We start from the raw sequence: 16,213 nt of genomic DNA, 5'->3' as shown, positions 1-16,213 counted from the left end.
ATTCACAAAAAACATAAACTTAAGCATAGAATCGAATGCTTTTGCATACTATAAGTGAGTTGAATTCTTATCAATTTAAAAGTGTGTGAAAGCATCAATTCTAAAACATCTAAGCATTATGAAACATTTATTTTATAATAATCTTGAAAGTTTGTTACATGTTTTTATATGCGCAATTGTATCTTACTTTACATTATTTATTTTTATACGTATATCGGGTAAACGTACTTTAGCAAAATTAAATGCGTTTGACACCGTGGTTGCAGTAACTCTAGGTTCTACTTTATCTTCTATGATTTTAAAAAAAAATAATATAGTTGATGGTACTGTAGCTTTATCAACTATTATTCTTTTGCAATTTGTATTAGCCTCTTTGGGTCGTAAATATGAAAAAATAGAAAAATAAATTTACTCAACAATTCTTTCCCATAAATAAATGGTACATTTAAGTTTTAAATATTTCACGAATAAACTTTATGTCAGATACTAATCCATCCCTTTTGATTGTTTACATACATGGATTTGGAACAACAGGATTATCAAGCTACAAGTATGGTCTAATACAAAAATTCACAGAAAAGCATTCTTGGATAAATAGTGTAGCCTTAGAGTGGCAACCTAATCTATTACATTTTACTGAATGCATTAATTTCTCAATTAACAAATCATTTGAAACCTCATCAAGATATTCTATTTATAGGCTCATCAACAGGAGGAAATTTTGCACTTCAATTGGCTGCTACTTTACAAAATTTTTCAATAAAAATAGGTTTAATCAACCCATTAATAAATATTGAGCAACGTAAAATAGAAGACAGTAGATTCCCTATATCTTTAGCAGAACAATTATCAGAAACTGTAATTGATTTAGAGAAGGTTTATATTTTATTAGGAATGTACGATGAAATATTAACTCCTGCTTATACAATTAAGCATTATTCCCATGCTAATATCCAAATGATTGAAAAAGGCACTCATTCGCTCAATGAATATTTATCGGAAAATATGGAAGAATGGTTATTATCTATAATATAAATCAACCTAATGTTGTATCTTTTTCATAATGAATGAAGTAACATTAGAATAAAATAATCATTTGGTGTGTAATTTGCAGTAAAAGCAGTATGAAAAATAAACTACAATACAACAAAATATATGATTATTTACAACCTAATGAAATCAGTTTGTTAGAAAAATTAAATATTGTCATAAAAAAATATGTAAATTATTCATCAATATTTAATAAATATAAAATAAAAACTCGTAATGTTCACGCTACTACATATGGTATACTAAAGGGAACATTTCAAGTGAATAAAAATAATGAAGTCAACAATTGGTTTGCAGAAAAAGAATTTGATGTAATTGTTAGATTATCAAATGCGCACATGAAGTTAGTGGATAATTATAAAATACCGATGTATGGCTTGGCAATAAAATTATTACATAATGAGTATACATGGGCAAATTTTCCCCTAGTAAATTTTCCGCTTTTTCCTTTTACAAATGTGAGTTATTTTATCAAAATTTTCATGCATCTTAATCATTTTCAACTTGCAAAAGGTATAATTAAGATAAAGTATTTATTTTTTCTGATTATCCGTTTATGCACCTGTTATATTCGCAATTACTAGTCTGTCAAAGAGTTTGTCTCCAAAATACCGTCTGTTTAATTTGTAAATAAACTCGTTGAGATACAACTGTAAGTATTTCCTTTTGATTTTATGGTAGTTGCCCAGCAATGTCCGTTTTGCATTACTGATTGCGATATGCACCCATTTGAGTGTTTCCTTGGTGGTTTTGGCGTCTGATTTCTCGGTGACGTGCAATTCCACCAGATCGGAGATGTCAACGTAAGAAGTGCTTTTGTCCGAAAATACGATGGCATCATCCTCCATGCAGTCCCTGACCACGCCGTTGATTCCTTCACTTTGATGGCTATCCAGTACCCTGGCCTTGAAATAACGCACATGCTTCTCCTTTTTGCCCGTTTCGATATCTTCCAACGGGGTGCTTTCGGCCATCACCGCAACGTTCTGCTTTCCCTCGGCTCCCCGGCCACGTGTACCCTTGCCTCGCTCGATTTCCTTACTGGCCACCGAAAAGTAACCCTCATCCAGTTCTATCATCCCTTCCAGTGTATACCTTGCATCCCGGTTGCCCATCGCCCTGCGGAGTTTGTGTACCATCGCCCATACCGGTTCGTAACGCTTCAATCCTAATTGCTTCTGGAGTTCGTTGGTGGAGAATCCCTTTTTTGTGCAACTCATCAGGAACATCGTTTTGTACCACACCAGAAACGGCAGCTTGGAGCTCTCCATGATCGTACCGCTGCGCAACGAGGTGCGGAAACGGCAACCTTTGCATTCATAACTCCATTTACCCTGTAACCAATAATGGGAAGTGCCCCCGCATCGCTTGCAGACAACCCCTTCCTTATCACGCTGCTCCTTGAAATGCAAACGACAATCTTCCTCCGAACCGAAATGAGCCGTAAAACTGAATATGTTCATAATCCCTGCTTTTTGAGCGCTAATATACTAAAAATATTAGGTGTGTTTGCGGAGAATCAGATTATTTTTAATAGGATTTTATACTTTACTATCCTTACCGTCTTTTTTACATCCATCATTTATTAAACAATCTATTCAATTTGTTAAGAATCGAAAAAAATATATTATGGACTGTAATTATCATTCAATTGGCGTTTATCGATGGAATGAATACATGATAAAATTAAGATTAACACCTCTAAATATTCATACCTCTCACAATAGTTCATCAGGATTACCCATCGAAGAATATATTAAAAAACATGGTTCATATCATGCAGAAATGAGTGTACAATTTTGTTATGACGATACCAAGCACCCGATAAATAAATTGAATCAAGAATGGATAGACAGTCCTTTTATATCTATAGGCAAGCTCACTCTTAATGAAGTTTTAGATAAAACATGTGAAGAATATGAGAATTTATCATTCAACCCTTTTGAAAATATAGAAAAATTACAACCTGTTGGAAAAATTCAAATGCTTAGAAAAACGGCTTATGAAGCTTCATTATTTGCAAGAAATTCTCCAAATAAACNGCTCGGGATCTTGGTCTTCTTCATCAGCAACGCACTGCGCGTATTGCCACATATCCTCTAATTGTTTGATCATTTTCTCCCGATTGGTCTTGATGGAATTTCCCCAGACAAAGGTGTATCTTCCAGCTACCGATTCTATTTTGGTGCCGTCTGTATAAACTCGTTTGAGACTCACTAATTTTTCTTCTGCCAAAAGCAATACCACTTGTTTGAAGATGTCTTTGAATACGGCTTTTAACTTATTGCTTCGAAATCGGGCTATCGTATTATGGTCGATGCTTTCTCTACCAGAAAGCCACATAAAGTTTATGTTCTCATTGAGGGCTTTTTCGATCTTTCTACTGGAATAAATATTGTCCATATAAGCGTAAACCATCACTTTGAGCATCATTTTAGGATGATAACTAGGATGACCTTCCCGACTGTAAGTTTCTAAAAGAGGTTTTAAGTCTATCTTCTCAACTACGTTGTTTACGATTCTTACTGGATGATTAGTCGGAATTAATTCTTCTATCGAAGGTGGAAATAACCAGTTTTGGGATTGGTTATATTCTTTAATTCTATAGTTCATTTCGCTGAAAATTAAGTAGTTAAATATAGTGAATTCTATATTAATCACCTAATAATCAATCCATTATTTATATAAAAAAACCGCCTCAGTTGTGAGACGGCTTCTTTTTATTATGCCCATGGATCTAGAACAATTTTTACACAATCTTCTTTCTTATTTTTAAAAATGTCGTAAGCATGGGCTACTTCAGTAAGAGGTAGACGATGTGTAATAATATCATCTAATACTATTTTTCCTTCCAAAACATACTGTAATAACTTATCAATATGTTTGTGTACAAGAGCTTGTCCGCCTCTGAGTGTGATTCCTTTATCAAAAAACTGGCCAACCGGAAAATTATCATAATATGTGGGATATACATCGAGTACATTTACAACACCACCTCTTCTTACGGCACTCATACAAGCTTCTAAAACCTTTATAGAACCTTTTTCTAGGTTAATAACTGCTTTTGCACGATCCAATAAGTTACGTTCTGGTTCGAACCGAAATGCATCAATAGACACTATCCTAAAAAGTGTGTAAGTATAAAATAATGGGGTTTGACTTTTTAATTAAAGTTGAACCCTTTTTTCAAATATAGTTAAGAACTGATTGAGTATTATTCCCCAATTATGAATTGGCATCGACCACTTTTTAGTAGCCTCTCTTAATGCCAAATATACTGATTTTAAAACAGCCTCATCCGTTGGGAATGATAATTTGTTCTTGTTATATTTCAATTTCGGAAAAATTAAAAACACCCTTATTGCAGCCAGTACGATTCCGTTTGCTTTTATCGGAGGATTTATTTCGCTTTGGCTTACAAGAACGGTTTTCGGGATTTCGGCAGGAATCGGATTCATCATTCTGTTTGGAGTCAACACCATCAACTGTATCATTCTCATCGCCGTCATGAAAGATAACTTACGAAAAATGAAGCTCAAAGATGCCATTTCAATGGGAGTTTACGACCGAATCCATCCGATTGTAATGATTGCTTTGATGGGGTCTTTAGGATTGCTTCCAGCTGCACTTTCATCCGGAATGGGTTCTGAAATCCAGAAACCATTGCCTATTATGATTGTGGGAGGATTGCTGATTTGTATGGTACTTTCACTTACGGTTTTGCCACAGGTATTTTATTGGGCATATCGGAAGAAAAGAAATTACATCGTTTTTAAAACATTAAAAAAAATCAGGCTAAAAAAATCAAAAAGGGAATCGAAAGGTTCTCTTTTTTTGAGTTCGATATTCTTAATGGATGATTAACACATTTTCATTTCAACAAATCTGGTCGACGTTCTTTGGTGCGTTGTACAGCTTGTTCGTGCAACCATTCTTCGATCTTCGGAAAATTACCCGATAACAATATTTCTGGAACTTTGTGTCCCTTGTAATCCGAAGGTCGGGTATAGACTGGCGGTGCCAATAAGTTGTCTTGAAAAGAATCGCTCAGCGCAGAAGTTTCGTCTCCCAAAACTCCAGGAATCAACCGAATGATTGCATCTGCCAAAATAATAGCGCCAAACTCACCGCCGCTCAGTACATAATCACCAATCGAAATTTCTTTGGTGACCCACATATCGCGAATGCGTTGATCAATACCTTTGTAGTGACCGCAAATCATCATCAAATTTTTGGTCAAAGACAACTCGTTAGCCATTTGTTGATGCAAGGTCTCGCCATCTGGTGTAAGGTAAATGATTTCGTCATACGAACGTTGGGCTACCAATTCAGAAATCAAATTGTCCAAGGGTTCGCACATGATCACCATTCCAGAACTGCCGCCATAAGGGTAATCGTCAACGTGTCGATAATTACCTTTGCCATAGGGTTTTAGGTCGTGAACATAGATTTCGACCAAGCCTTTATCTTGAGCACGTTTCATTATCGATGCGCTGAACGGACTTTCGAGTAATTCGGGTAAAACGGTAATGATATCAATTCGCATGGCGCAAAAATAAGGTTTTTAGACAGGAAAAAGAATTAAAATTAGTTTTTGAATATGATCATTTATTTAAACTTTTATCCAGCTAGTCGTCGTATATTTGCTTATCAAAAAAATAATCATGTACATTATCAATCGACATAGAAGGCTAAGACTCAACGAATCAATACGATCGATGGTAAGAGAAAATAACCTGAGTCCGCAAGATTTTATTTTACCAATTTTCATTGCAGAAGGTCAGAACGTGAAAGATCCAATTGCTTCGATGCCAGGTGTTTTTAGGTATTCGTTGGATTTGCTTCCTCAAGAAATCGACGAGATTTGGAACTTAGGCATACGGGCAGTCAATATTTATGTAAAAGTTGATGCAAGCCTCAAAGATAACACGGGCAAAGAAGCTTGGAATGGCGACGGATTGATGCAACGCGCGATAAAAGTGGTAAAACAGACGGCACCCGAAATGGTGGTAATGCCCGATGTAGCGTTGGATCCGTATTCGATTTATGGACACGATGGAATTGTGAAAAATGGATATGTTTTGAATGATGAAACGGTAGAAGCATTGGTCAAAATGTCGGTATCACATGCCGAAGCTGGAGCCGATTTTGTCGCTCCTTCTGATATGATGGACGGGCGAGTTGCAGCCATTCGAGATGGTTTGGACGAAAACGGTTTTGAAAATGTGGGTATCATGTCTTATGCTGCCAAATACGCGTCTTCTTTTTATGGCCCATTTCGAGAAGCATTAGACAGCGCACCTATTGATAATCAAGATATTCCGAAAGATAAAAAGACTTATCAGATGGATTATCACAATTCTTTGGAAGCATTGCGAGAAGCAGAAGCCGACGTGATGGAAGGGGCAGACATCGTCATGGTAAAACCAGGGATGGCATATTTGGATATTGTAAAAATGGTAAAAGATCAATTGCAAGTTCCGGTTTCTGTGTTTCAAGTTTCGGGCGAATATGCCATGATAAAAGCTGCTGCCGAGAAAGGCTGGTTGGATCATGATAAAATTATGATCGAAAGTCTCACTTGCTTCAAACGAGCAGGCGCCGACTTGATTTCGACTTATTTTGCAAAAGAAGCTTCAATCTTGTTAAATAACCATTAAAAAAAGACTTTGTAAATAGCTTATTCTTATTTTTGGATTGACTTTTGCAAGCTTTTTTATCCTAATTTGTTGACTTGTTAGCACATAGCGTTTATCAGCATCCTTCATCAGATCAGTGGGTAACTTTTGTTCATGGAGCAGGGGGTAGCTCAACTATTTGGTTCAAGCAAATTCGAGAGTTCAAAAAACACTTCAATATTTTGTTGTTGGATTTGCGCGGTCACGGACGCTCGAAAACCAATCTGAAATCCTTATTCGAAAAGCGTTATTCTTTCGAATCAATAGCCAACGATGTGCTAGAGGTGATGGACCATCTCAAAATTCAAAAATCACACTTTGTAGGCATGTCTTTGGGTACCATTATCATCAGGCAAATTGCCGAAATGCAACCCGAACGTATGAAGTCTATGGTAATGGGTGGAGCTGTAATGAAGCTAAATTTCAGAGGAAAGGTATTGATGTTGATCGGAAATTTGTTCAAAAACATCATGCCGTATTTGCTGCTCTACAAAATTTTGGCTTTTGTAATTATGCCCAAAAATTCGCATCGAGAATCTCGATTGTTATTCATTCGTGAGGCAAAAAAAATCTATCAAAAAGAGTTTTTAAAATGGTTTAAATTGACGGCTGATGTTCTTCCGTTGTTGCGAATTTTTAGAGAAGTCGAGCTCAATATTCCAACGTTTTACATCATGGGCGAAGAAGATCATATGTTTCTCCCGAGCGTCAAAAAATTGGTCAAGCGCCATTTCAAAACCGCAGAATTGCACGTTGTCCAAAATTCAGGTCATGTGGTCAACGTAGATCAACCGCAAATTTTCAACGAAAAAGTAATCAATTATATCAATCGAATGAATTAATTATCCAAGAATTTTCAGCTTATTTTAGATGGTAAAATTGCTCAAAATAGTCTTTTGAATCTTGATCAAAAGTTGGTGTTTTGAGTAGGTCTAATGTTTTAGTTGTCACCAAGTTGAATTCTTCTTGTGCAAAATTTTCTTTAAAATGCTCATAGCAAAAGTTGCCAATTGCTCCCAATACCATTTGCATTTCGTCTTCCGAAATATTTCCTTGTTCCAGATGGCGTTGACGAATGTTGTATGCACTTACCCAAGAAGCAATTTCCATAACTTTCGAAAGAGTAAGTTGATTGTTTTCGTTGATCGATTTCGATAAAAAATGATCCATTTGGTCGTAAATGATATCGTGTACACTTTTGTTTTGCATAAGCTCTAATCTTAAAAATTTGGTTCTGAACTAAAAATAAGTTTTTTATTTGAAATCGGGTGAAAAAATTCTATTTTTTCTGCATGCAAACACAATCTTTTGCCCTTCTTGCCATACAAATCATCACCAACAATTGGCATATTCAAACCCGATGGATGCGAGGCGTGAACCCTCAATTGATGCGTTCGCCCAGTGATCGGGTAAAAATAGATTCTGGTTTTATTCGCTTCAAAACCAATTACTTCGTACTTCGTTACGGCGGGTTTTCCGTGTTCGTAGCAAACCAATTGTCGAGGTCTGTCGTCCAAATCTACTCGCAATGGTAAATTTATTTCGCCTGTTTGATTTTCAATGATTCCGTCTAGTAGCGCAATGTAACGTTTGTTTACCTTTTTTTTCAAAAATTGTTTTTGTAATCGTTCATGACTCAATTTATTTTTTGCGATTACCAACAAGCCTGAAGTTTGCATGTCCAATCGGTGCACCATCATTGGCGAAGTTATCTCTGGATACATCAATTTCAGACGTTCTTGTACCGAATCTTTTACAGCTATTCCAGGTACGCTGAGAAAATTTTCGGGTTTGTTGATGACCAAAATATCGCGATCTTCAAAAAGTATTTCTATTTTTTTATCCTTGGTATTTTGTGTTCGCATCGGATTTTCTTCTACCTCCATTCCCAAAAGCATGTGCGAGAGTATGGGTTGGCATTTTGCCGTGCAGGCAGGGTAAAAATGTTGATGTTTTCTAATGGCTGATTTTGGCGATTTTCCCCACCAAAACTCGGCCATGCAAATCGGTTTTAGGTTGTGTAAAAATGCATAATTCAACAATTTTGGAGCGGCGCATTCGCCAGCGGCAGAGGGCGGATTTTTACCAAAGATTTCTAACAAACTTTTTTGTTGCCCCAGAATATTTAGAAAGCGGTATTGGCCGAAAAGGTATTCTTGTAGATGATTCGATTTGTTTTTTCGTTTGTTTTTCAGTTGCTCAATTTCGTTTTCCAAATGATTCAGTTGGTCTTGTACGACTTTTATTTTGGAATCATATTCTAGCTTCAAATCGCGGATTTTACGTTTTTCGGCGAGACTTTCATCGATTAATTTCTGATTTTCTTCCTCAAATTCGACTTCGTTCAAGGTTTGTTTGTAATGTTCACGTTTCGCGTCTCGAAGGTATTTTTGTCTTTTTTGATTAATCTTTAATATCTGTAATTCGGTTTGATAATTTTTTTCATACAGTTCTAATTCTTCGCGAAGCTTTTTCAATGAAGTTGCGTTTTGTAACTGATCTATATGATGATTGATCGAATTAAGCTCAATTTCTTTTTTTAGAAAATAGCCATCATCTATAAGCATATCGAAAACTGGCGGCACGAAATAATTCCAATGATTTTGATTGGCTAATTTTCCTGAAAATGCCGCCAAAAAACCGAGTTCACCTTGTTGATTTTCACAAACCAAAACACCAAACATTTTACCAATTTCCATACCTTTTTGCTTAGAATCTAACCCAAAATTGTGGTCAAATTCTACCTGATTGCTCAAATATTTTTGCAAAATATCAGCCGCTTCCACCGTCAAAGGATGCGGGGTATAATAGAAGGGGAAGGTGAATTGCTCTGGCAAAGCATGCCGAGCTTCATTGGGCAAATGATGAAATTTGGACATAGATATTATTGCATCAACATTTTGGCTTGTTCCAATGCAGATTCGGTAATGGTCGACCCTGAAATCATTTGCGCAATTTCGTTCAATCTTTCAGTCTTGTTCAGCGGTTTTATTTGCGTTTTAGTCGTTTCATCGTCATTTGATTTATAAACTTTGTATTGATGATTACCTTTCGAAGCCACTTGGGGCAAATGCGTAATGACGAGTAATTGCATGTTTTCGGCCATTTCTTTCATGACCAAACCGGTGTCGTTGGCAACTTTTCCCGAAATTCCGGTATCGATTTCGTCCAAAATCAAGGTAGGTAAATTCAAGTGTTCGGCAAGCAATTTTTTTATCGCAAGCATCAAGCGTGAACGTTCACCGCCCGAAACTGCTTTCTCTAAATCTCGAGGTTCGATGCCTTTGTTGGCACTGAACAAAAAGGCGATCTTATCTTTTCCTGTTTTGGTAAACGAATCGACTTTGGTCAGCTCGATTTGCAGACGAGCATTTGGCATGCCTAATTTTTCTAACGTCTGATGAATGTAGGTTTCGACTGCTTCTAATGAAATCTGACGGTTGTTGTGCAGGCTGGTTGCCAATCCTTCGAGTTGATTTTCTAGCTCGAGCAAAATGGTTTCTTTTGCTTTTATCGCTTGTTGAATATCGTCTAAACTTGCAGTTTCTTCATTCAATTGTTGTTGAATTGCCAACAGCTCGGCAACGGTAGAAACTTGATGTTTTCGCAGAAGATTTTGTATCAAATCGATTCGTTCGTTCAGAAAACTCAATCGTTCTGGATTGGCTTCGAAATGCTGAACTTGCTTTTCGATTTCGCCAGAAATATCGTCCAATTCGATTCGTACAGCTTGCATGCGCTGTTGCAAATTGGAAAGCTGGTCGGCAAAATTTTCAACTCTAGAAATTTTCGATTGTACTTCGCGTAAATTGCTTAGAATGCCTTGCTCATTTTCTAGCAATTGATAGGCATCGTTTAGTTGAAGTATAATTTCTTCTGCGTGGGTGAGACTTTTGCTTTCGGTTTCCAAGTCTTCGAGCTCGTTGAGTTGTAATTTTGCTTCGTCTAATTCTTGTAATAAAAATTGTTTGTAATCTCGATCATTCGCTAGTTGCTGCAGGGTTTGAGTTAATCTTAAAATATCGTTTTTGGTTTGTTGATATTTTTCGAATTGAAGTTGGTATGTTGCTAAAGTTGTTTGCTGCTGTGCATAAGCGTCTACGATTTGGAGTTGAAATTCATTGTCGAGAATTTTCGCGGTATTGAATTGTGAATGTATGTCGATCAATTGATCTGCCAATTCTTGCAAGCTCGCAATAGTTACCGGTGTATCGTTGATAAAAGCTCTCGATTTACCAGAAACCAATAACTCTCTGCGAATGATGGTTTCATCGTCATAGTCTAATTCATGCTCATCGAAGAAAGCGCGAAGGTTGAGTTTCGACAGGTCGAAAGTCGCTTCGATAATTCCTTTCGATTCTTGATTTCTCAATGATTTCAAATCGGCTCGTTCACCCAAAACCAATTTCAGTGCACCAAGCAGAATCGATTTTCCAGCGCCAGTTTCCCCCGTGATGGTGGTTAAACCTTGTTCGAAATCGACTTCCAGATGATCTATAATTGCAAAATTCTCTACGCGAAGATGTTGTAACATTTTATTTTTTCAGATTATTCCAGGTATCAGAATTTTTTGGCGATAAGGTGTTTAGAATTTCTTTTATTTGTTGAATATTCACTGTCGAAGTCGGACCTCCGTTGAAGATTTTTGCAATTTCACTTTTTTTGGCTGTGATGAAAATTTCTAAAGGATAAAACTGAAAAAAATTTCCTTTTGCGTAATAATCGAGTTGTATCAAGGCATTTCCGACCCCATTTTTACCTCTCATATCGCTGTCTGCCATGATATCGAGACCATTTCGGTGGTATTGATAGATGGCTGTTCGCAGATTGTTGGCGTCACTTTTCAGGAAATTGTTTGCCAAATTTACACGTGATTGTAAACCGTCTAATTCGCTCCAACCAGAATATTTGCTGCCTTGTGCCATTTGAGCTATTTTCTGAGCGGCTTTGTAAAAGTCTGTTCCGCCATAACGGTTGAATGAATCGGCGTCGTATCCCAAAATCATATAGATATAAAAGGTAATGACGTCGGTGAGATTTTTACCACTAAATTTTCTGTCGTTGAAGATTAATTCTTCGTATTCGATGTATTCAAAACTAAAATTATTGTCAGAAAAATTCATCATTGGACTATAATAGGTAGAATTGAAAACCGGTCGACGCGATTGAACCAGCAAGGTTGCTTTGTATTCATTACCAGCGCGTTGAGTAATCATGATGTTGAAATTGGCTTCGATGCGTTCGTGTGGTTTGAGTCGAGCAGGTGTCCAACGTGTATTGTTTACAAAATCTTTCAGTGATTTTTGCAACGTCTGAAATACTTGTGTATTAGAACCTTGCACTTGCGAAAAGTCGATATTGACGTCTGCAATGAAGTTTTGAGCAGAGGTAATGGTCGCCAACAAGACAAAACTAAGTATGGAGAATAACTTGTACATTTAGTTTAATTTTTTGGTGATAAGATAATTCAAAATATCGAAAGCTACCTCATTTTTTGGTTTAGCATCGAAATTTTGATGAGCTCCAGTACGATCGATAATGGTAATTTTATTGGTGTTTTTTTGGAAGCCAGCGTCTTTATCTTGCATCGAATTGAGCACTATAACGTCTAAATTTTTCTTTTCTAATTTAGCTTTTGCGTATTCCATTTCGTTGTTGGTTTCTAATGCAAATCCGACCAAAACTTGATGTGTTTTTTTATCGCCCAAAGATTTCAGAATATCGGGGTTTTTCACCAATTCAATCGTTAGATTTTCGTTATCTTTCTTTATTTTTTGGGTTGCTTGTTCTTTTGGTCGATAGTCTGCCACGGCTGCCGACATGATGACAACATCTGCTGTAGGATAATGTTGATGCATGGCATCGTACATGTTTTGTGCCGAAATTACTTTTTCTAAATTTATCGAGTAGCCATTTACCGATTCGTTACTTGGTCCAGATACCAAGGTAACTTCTGCACCTAATTGTTTGGCTGCTTTGGCTAATTCATATCCCATTTTACCAGAAGAATAGTTACCTATAAAACGTACAGGATCAATATTTTCGTATGTTGGACCAGCAGAAATCAAGAAGCGTTTACCATACAACGGCAAGTTTTCTTGTATGCTTTTTTCGACAAATTCGATGATGTGCTCTGGTTCTGCCATACGACCTTCGCCAACCAAACCACTGGCTAATTCTCCGCTTTCTGCCGGAATCAAAATGTTACCGTTGGTTTGCAAGGTTTCGATATTTCGCTTGGTCGTTGGGTGTTGATACATATCCAAATCCATTGCTGGAGCAAAGAATACTGGACATTTTGAAGACAAATAGGTTGCGAGCACGAGATTATTACATATGCCATCTGCCATCGCCGATAAGGTGTTGGCGGTGCAGGGTGCAATGATCATATAATCGGCCCAAAGTGCATATTCGACATGGTTGTTCCAATCACCTCTTTCGCCAAAGAATTCCCATTCTACTTCGTGTTTAGATAGAGTAGAAAGGGTGAGTGGTGTTACAAAATGGAGTGCTTCGGGCGTGAGGATTACCTTTACGTCTGCTCCTTTTTTGATGAGTCCTCTCACCAAAATAGCGGCTTTGTAGGCCGCTATTCCGGCAGTAACTGCCACTAATATTTTTTTGTTATGGAGTATCGACATTAATCCTCGTTTGGATTTCTATAATACACATCGTTGTCCAACCATTCTTTAATGGCAATAGAGGTTGGTTTTGGTAATCTTTCATAAAATTTAGAGACTTCAATCTGTTCTCTATTTTCGAAAACTTCTTCCAAAGAATCTGTGTGCGATGCGAATTCATCTAATTTCTGAATCAACTCTGCTTTCATCTCTTGGTTGATTTGCTCAGATCTTTTACCCATGATCACAATTGCCTCGTAGATGTTACCTGTTTTGGCTTCGATTTCATTACGGTTGTACGTAAGGGTAGTGGTTGCTGCATCAATATCTTTAAAGTTCATATGACGATTTTTTTAATTTACTTGTTGATTATCGAGACTATTTTGGATTTGTTTATCTTTTGCTTTTTGTGCTTCTTTTTCCAAATCGACTTCTTTTTTTCTATTGTTGTATTGCTCAATCTCTTTGGTCAAATTGGCCTGAATTTTATCTGCTTCGGCTTTGTAAATAGATTGTGGATACAATTTGGTGAACAAACGGTATTGTGTTTGTGCTTCTTGCAAACGCAATTCTTTTACATCTATTCGGCTATAATTGGCAGCTAATTCATATTTTGAGCGCAACGAATAGATCATCGCTTCTTCGCGATATTTAGAATCTGGAAAGTCGTCTGCCATGTTGTCAAACGCAACTCCAGCTGCTTTGTACTTCATGGTGTTGAAATAGACTTTTGCAATTTCAAATGCTTTTTTCTCCAATTTCATTCGCAATTCATCAATGTAACCATTAGCTTCTGCCACATGCTCAGAATTTGGATATGCATTGATGAAATTCTGTAAAGCATCAATGGCACTGTATGTACTGGTCTGGTCCAGATTGTATTTTGGCGAACCTTTGTAATACGAATAGGCAGACAAGAAAAGCGCCTCTTCGGCACGATTATCCAACGGATAGGTCACCGAAAAGTTTTTGAACAAATGCCCCGCCATCGGGTAATCCTTTTCGTTGAAATTTGCATAAGCTGTATTGTAAGCAATATCTGCTGCTTTTTCTGTTCCAACAAATGAAGTCGATATTCGACCATACAGCTCCAACGCTAGATCGTATTTTCCTTGTTCGTAAAGTTCTGTCGCTATCTCGAAAATTTCGTCTTTATCAGAACTTTTCATCGCCTGATTGTAACGCTGATTACAAGCAGAAAGCGTCATGGCTAAGGCTAGAGCAAAACTAATTTTTTTAAACATTTTGCAAATTTATTAAAAAATATTGATGTAAAGGATATTTTATTCGAATGACAAAAATATCTTCCTAAAATATCTTCCTAAAATATCTTCTTTACGCTTTATCCTTCCGAAGCGTCCATATTCACAATATCGCGATCGAATAGGTACAATCCACCTTTATCCTCACCAATCATCTCCAGTTTGTCTAATATATTTCTAGCCAATCGTTCTTCTTCAATTTGCTCAGAAACATACCATTGCAAGAAATTGTGAGTCGAATAATCTCGTTCTTCCAATGTAAGTCCTACAATATCGTTGATGCTTTCTGATACGAATATTTCGTGTTTCAAAATAGCTTTGAAGATATCTTTCAGATTCGAAAATGACTGTTCTGGCTCGTCGATTTGCGGTACATGGGCTTTTCCGCCGCGCTCGTTGATGAATTTGATGAGTTTCAGCATATGCGTACGTTCTTCATCTGCATGCGAATACAAAAAGTTCGAGGTTCCTTCAAGACCTTTTACTTCTGCCCAAGAAGCCATTGCTAAATAAAGTTGAGATGAGTCACCTTCTAGCTTGATTTGTCTGTTTAATGCTTCTAATATTTTATCCGAAATCATAATTTTATTTTTAAAATATTGTTAATATAGTGTTGATTTTTTGCGTTAGTTTTTCCGATGCGGGAACCAACGGCAAACGGGTATAAGGCTTACAAATTCCCTTGTTGGCAAGCACGGCTTTTATACCTGCTGGATTTCCCTCTTCGAAAATAGCTCGGGTAATTTCTACAAGTTGATAATGTGCTCGATAGGCTTCGTCAACATTGCGATTGAGTCCGTCTTGAATCATTTGCGTGAAAATTTTGGGCAAACCTTGTGCAATTACAGAGATCACACCGCTACCACCAGCCAAAGTCATCGGTAAAGCAAATTCATCATCGCCCGATAGAATTAAGAAATCTTCGCGAGTGTTTTTTCTGATGATATCGGTCGATTGTAAAAAATTGGGTGATGCTTCTTTCACTGCTACAAAATTTTCGAATTCATTTGCCAATCTTATGGTTGTATCTGCATCAATATTCGAGCCAGTTCTGCTGGGTACGTTGTAGATGATAATGTTGGCATCTGTATTTTGGGCAATGGTTTTGTAGTGTTGATAAATCCCTTCTTGGCTAGGTCTGTTGTAATAGGGCGAAACGGTCAAGACCGCCTCGTAATCGCTAAGATCGGTGTTGTTGTACTCCTCCATGACAGCGGCTGTATTGTTCCCACCGATACCCAAAACCAAAGGCAAGCGCCCGTTATTCACTTCTTTTACCACGCGTATTACCTCATCTTTTTCAGATTTGGTGAGCGTTGCGGCTTCGGCTGTTGTCCCATGAATGACGAAAAAATTGACTCCGCCTTCTATGTTGTATTCAACTAATTTTTCTAATGATTTGAAATCTACACTTTTATCTTCGTTAAATGGAGTAATTAAGGCAACGCCAGTTCCAACTAAATTTTTCATCGATTTGTATCAAAATAATTGTAGGTAAATTTCATAATTTTCTTTTGTATTCCCAAATCTTTTTTATTTCGAGGCTTGAAAAAAAACGCAGATTTATTTCAATTTCTCTTATAAATTTCAGAATTTTGAGGTC

At 36.9% G+C, this 16,213-nt stretch carries 18 protein-coding genes and 2 pseudogenes; 6 read left to right on the top strand and 14 right to left on the bottom strand.

Features of this window, described 5'->3' with window-relative positions; all coding sequences use genetic code 11:
• Positions 1-118: 118 nt before the first annotated feature.
• The 3 genes from BN8061_RS10810 to BN8061_RS10800 all read left to right on the top strand — a co-directional run bounded on the left by BN8061_RS10810 (position 119) and on the right by BN8061_RS10800 (position 1,634).
• Complete coding sequence (locus BN8061_RS10810) at positions 119-406, top strand: DUF421 domain-containing protein (protein WP_068599197.1); 288 nt, start codon at positions 119-121, stop codon at positions 404-406.
• Positions 407-669: 263 nt separating this feature from the next.
• Positions 670-1,035 (top strand): hypothetical protein, encoded by a 366-nt coding sequence (locus tag BN8061_RS10805; protein ID WP_068599194.1) that lies wholly within the window; start codon positions 670-672, stop codon positions 1,033-1,035.
• An 89-nt stretch (positions 1,036-1,124) separates the two neighbouring features.
• A complete protein-coding gene (locus BN8061_RS10800) occupies positions 1,125-1,634 on the top strand; it encodes a catalase family protein (protein WP_068599193.1) in 510 nt (169 codons plus the stop codon).
• Here BN8061_RS10800 and BN8061_RS10795 read toward each other — a convergent pair.
• The 4 genes and pseudogenes from BN8061_RS10795 to BN8061_RS12245 all read right to left on the bottom strand — a co-directional run.
• Entirely contained in the window at positions 1,605-2,513 is a 909-nt protein-coding gene (locus tag BN8061_RS10795) for an IS1595-like element ISBbi1 family transposase (protein WP_005807145.1), read from the bottom strand. The genes BN8061_RS10800 and BN8061_RS10795 overlap by 30 nt on opposite strands.
• A gap of 550 nt (positions 2,514-3,063) precedes the next feature.
• The gene (locus BN8061_RS10790; RefSeq protein WP_235802744.1) at positions 3,064-3,663 is read right to left on the bottom strand and encodes a transposase; all 600 of its coding nucleotides are present in this window, start codon (positions 3,661-3,663) and stop codon (positions 3,064-3,066) included.
• A 110-nt stretch (positions 3,664-3,773) separates the two neighbouring features.
• Positions 3,774-4,127: an MDR/zinc-dependent alcohol dehydrogenase-like family protein gene (locus BN8061_RS10785; protein WP_235802743.1), complete on the bottom strand. Its 354-nt coding sequence runs from the start codon at positions 4,125-4,127 to the stop codon at positions 3,774-3,776.
• A 90-nt stretch (positions 4,128-4,217) separates the two neighbouring features.
• Positions 4,218-4,382, bottom strand: a pseudogene (locus BN8061_RS12245) (IS256 family transposase); the annotation flags it as partial.
• Between BN8061_RS12245 and BN8061_RS10780 the strand changes: the two are divergent.
• Positions 4,366-4,809: pseudogene (locus tag BN8061_RS10780) on the top strand (efflux RND transporter permease subunit); the annotation flags it as partial. The pseudogenes BN8061_RS12245 and BN8061_RS10780 overlap by 17 nt on opposite strands.
• 112 nt (positions 4,810-4,921) lie before the next feature.
• Here the strand turns inward: BN8061_RS10780 and trmD are convergent.
• On the bottom strand, positions 4,922-5,596 hold the full coding sequence (gene trmD / locus BN8061_RS10775; protein ID WP_068599188.1) for a tRNA (guanosine(37)-N1)-methyltransferase TrmD: 675 nt from the start codon (positions 5,594-5,596) through the stop codon (positions 4,922-4,924).
• Between the two features lie 118 nt (positions 5,597-5,714).
• Here trmD and hemB point away from each other — a divergent pair, with 118 nt between their 5' ends.
• Complete coding sequence (hemB, locus tag BN8061_RS10770; protein ID WP_068599186.1) at positions 5,715-6,710, top strand: porphobilinogen synthase; 996 nt, start codon at positions 5,715-5,717, stop codon at positions 6,708-6,710.
• Positions 6,711-6,784: 74 nt separating this feature from the next.
• Entirely contained in the window at positions 6,785-7,570 is a 786-nt protein-coding gene (locus BN8061_RS10765) for an alpha/beta fold hydrolase (protein WP_068599184.1), read from the top strand.
• A 19-nt stretch (positions 7,571-7,589) separates the two neighbouring features.
• Here BN8061_RS10765 and BN8061_RS10760 read toward each other — a convergent pair whose 3' ends face one another.
• From BN8061_RS10760 to dapA, 9 genes are all read right to left on the bottom strand, one after another.
• On the bottom strand, positions 7,590-7,937 hold the full coding sequence (locus tag BN8061_RS10760; protein WP_068599182.1) for a hypothetical protein: 348 nt from the start codon (positions 7,935-7,937) through the stop codon (positions 7,590-7,592).
• 11 nt (positions 7,938-7,948) lie between these two features.
• Complete coding sequence (locus BN8061_RS10755) at positions 7,949-9,607, bottom strand: RluA family pseudouridine synthase (RefSeq protein WP_068599179.1); 1,659 nt, start codon at positions 9,605-9,607, stop codon at positions 7,949-7,951.
• A gap of 5 nt (positions 9,608-9,612) precedes the next feature.
• The gene (recN, locus tag BN8061_RS10750) at positions 9,613-11,262 is read right to left on the bottom strand and encodes a DNA repair protein RecN (protein ID WP_068599178.1); all 1,650 of its coding nucleotides are present in this window, start codon (positions 11,260-11,262) and stop codon (positions 9,613-9,615) included.
• A 1-nt stretch (position 11,263) separates the two neighbouring features.
• Positions 11,264-12,166, bottom strand: a complete 903-nt coding sequence (gene porD, locus BN8061_RS10745; RefSeq protein WP_068599176.1) for a type IX secretion system protein PorD — start codon at positions 12,164-12,166, stop codon at positions 11,264-11,266.
• The gene (coaBC, locus tag BN8061_RS10740) at positions 12,167-13,369 is read right to left on the bottom strand and encodes a bifunctional phosphopantothenoylcysteine decarboxylase/phosphopantothenate--cysteine ligase CoaBC (protein ID WP_068599174.1); all 1,203 of its coding nucleotides are present in this window, start codon (positions 13,367-13,369) and stop codon (positions 12,167-12,169) included.
• Entirely contained in the window at positions 13,369-13,689 is a 321-nt protein-coding gene (locus BN8061_RS10735; protein WP_068599171.1) for a DNA-directed RNA polymerase subunit omega, read from the bottom strand. Before BN8061_RS10735 ends, coaBC begins: the two co-directional genes overlap by 1 nt.
• 12 nt (positions 13,690-13,701) lie before the next feature.
• The gene (locus tag BN8061_RS10730; RefSeq protein ID WP_068599169.1) at positions 13,702-14,592 is read right to left on the bottom strand and encodes an outer membrane protein assembly factor BamD; all 891 of its coding nucleotides are present in this window, start codon (positions 14,590-14,592) and stop codon (positions 13,702-13,704) included.
• A gap of 98 nt (positions 14,593-14,690) precedes the next feature.
• A complete protein-coding gene (locus tag BN8061_RS10725; protein ID WP_068599167.1) occupies positions 14,691-15,191 on the bottom strand; it encodes a ferritin in 501 nt (166 codons plus the stop codon).
• 10 nt (positions 15,192-15,201) lie between these two features.
• A complete protein-coding gene (gene dapA / locus BN8061_RS10720; protein WP_068599165.1) occupies positions 15,202-16,080 on the bottom strand; it encodes a 4-hydroxy-tetrahydrodipicolinate synthase in 879 nt (292 codons plus the stop codon).
• Positions 16,081-16,213 lie beyond the last annotated feature (133 nt).

This window comes from Vaginella massiliensis (genome assembly GCF_900089075.1).
Taxonomy (GTDB): Bacteria; Bacteroidota; Bacteroidia; order Flavobacteriales; family Weeksellaceae; genus Weeksella; species Weeksella massiliensis_A.
Note: the sequence above shows the minus strand (reverse complement) of the source record. Positions and strands in the feature narration are given on the sequence as shown.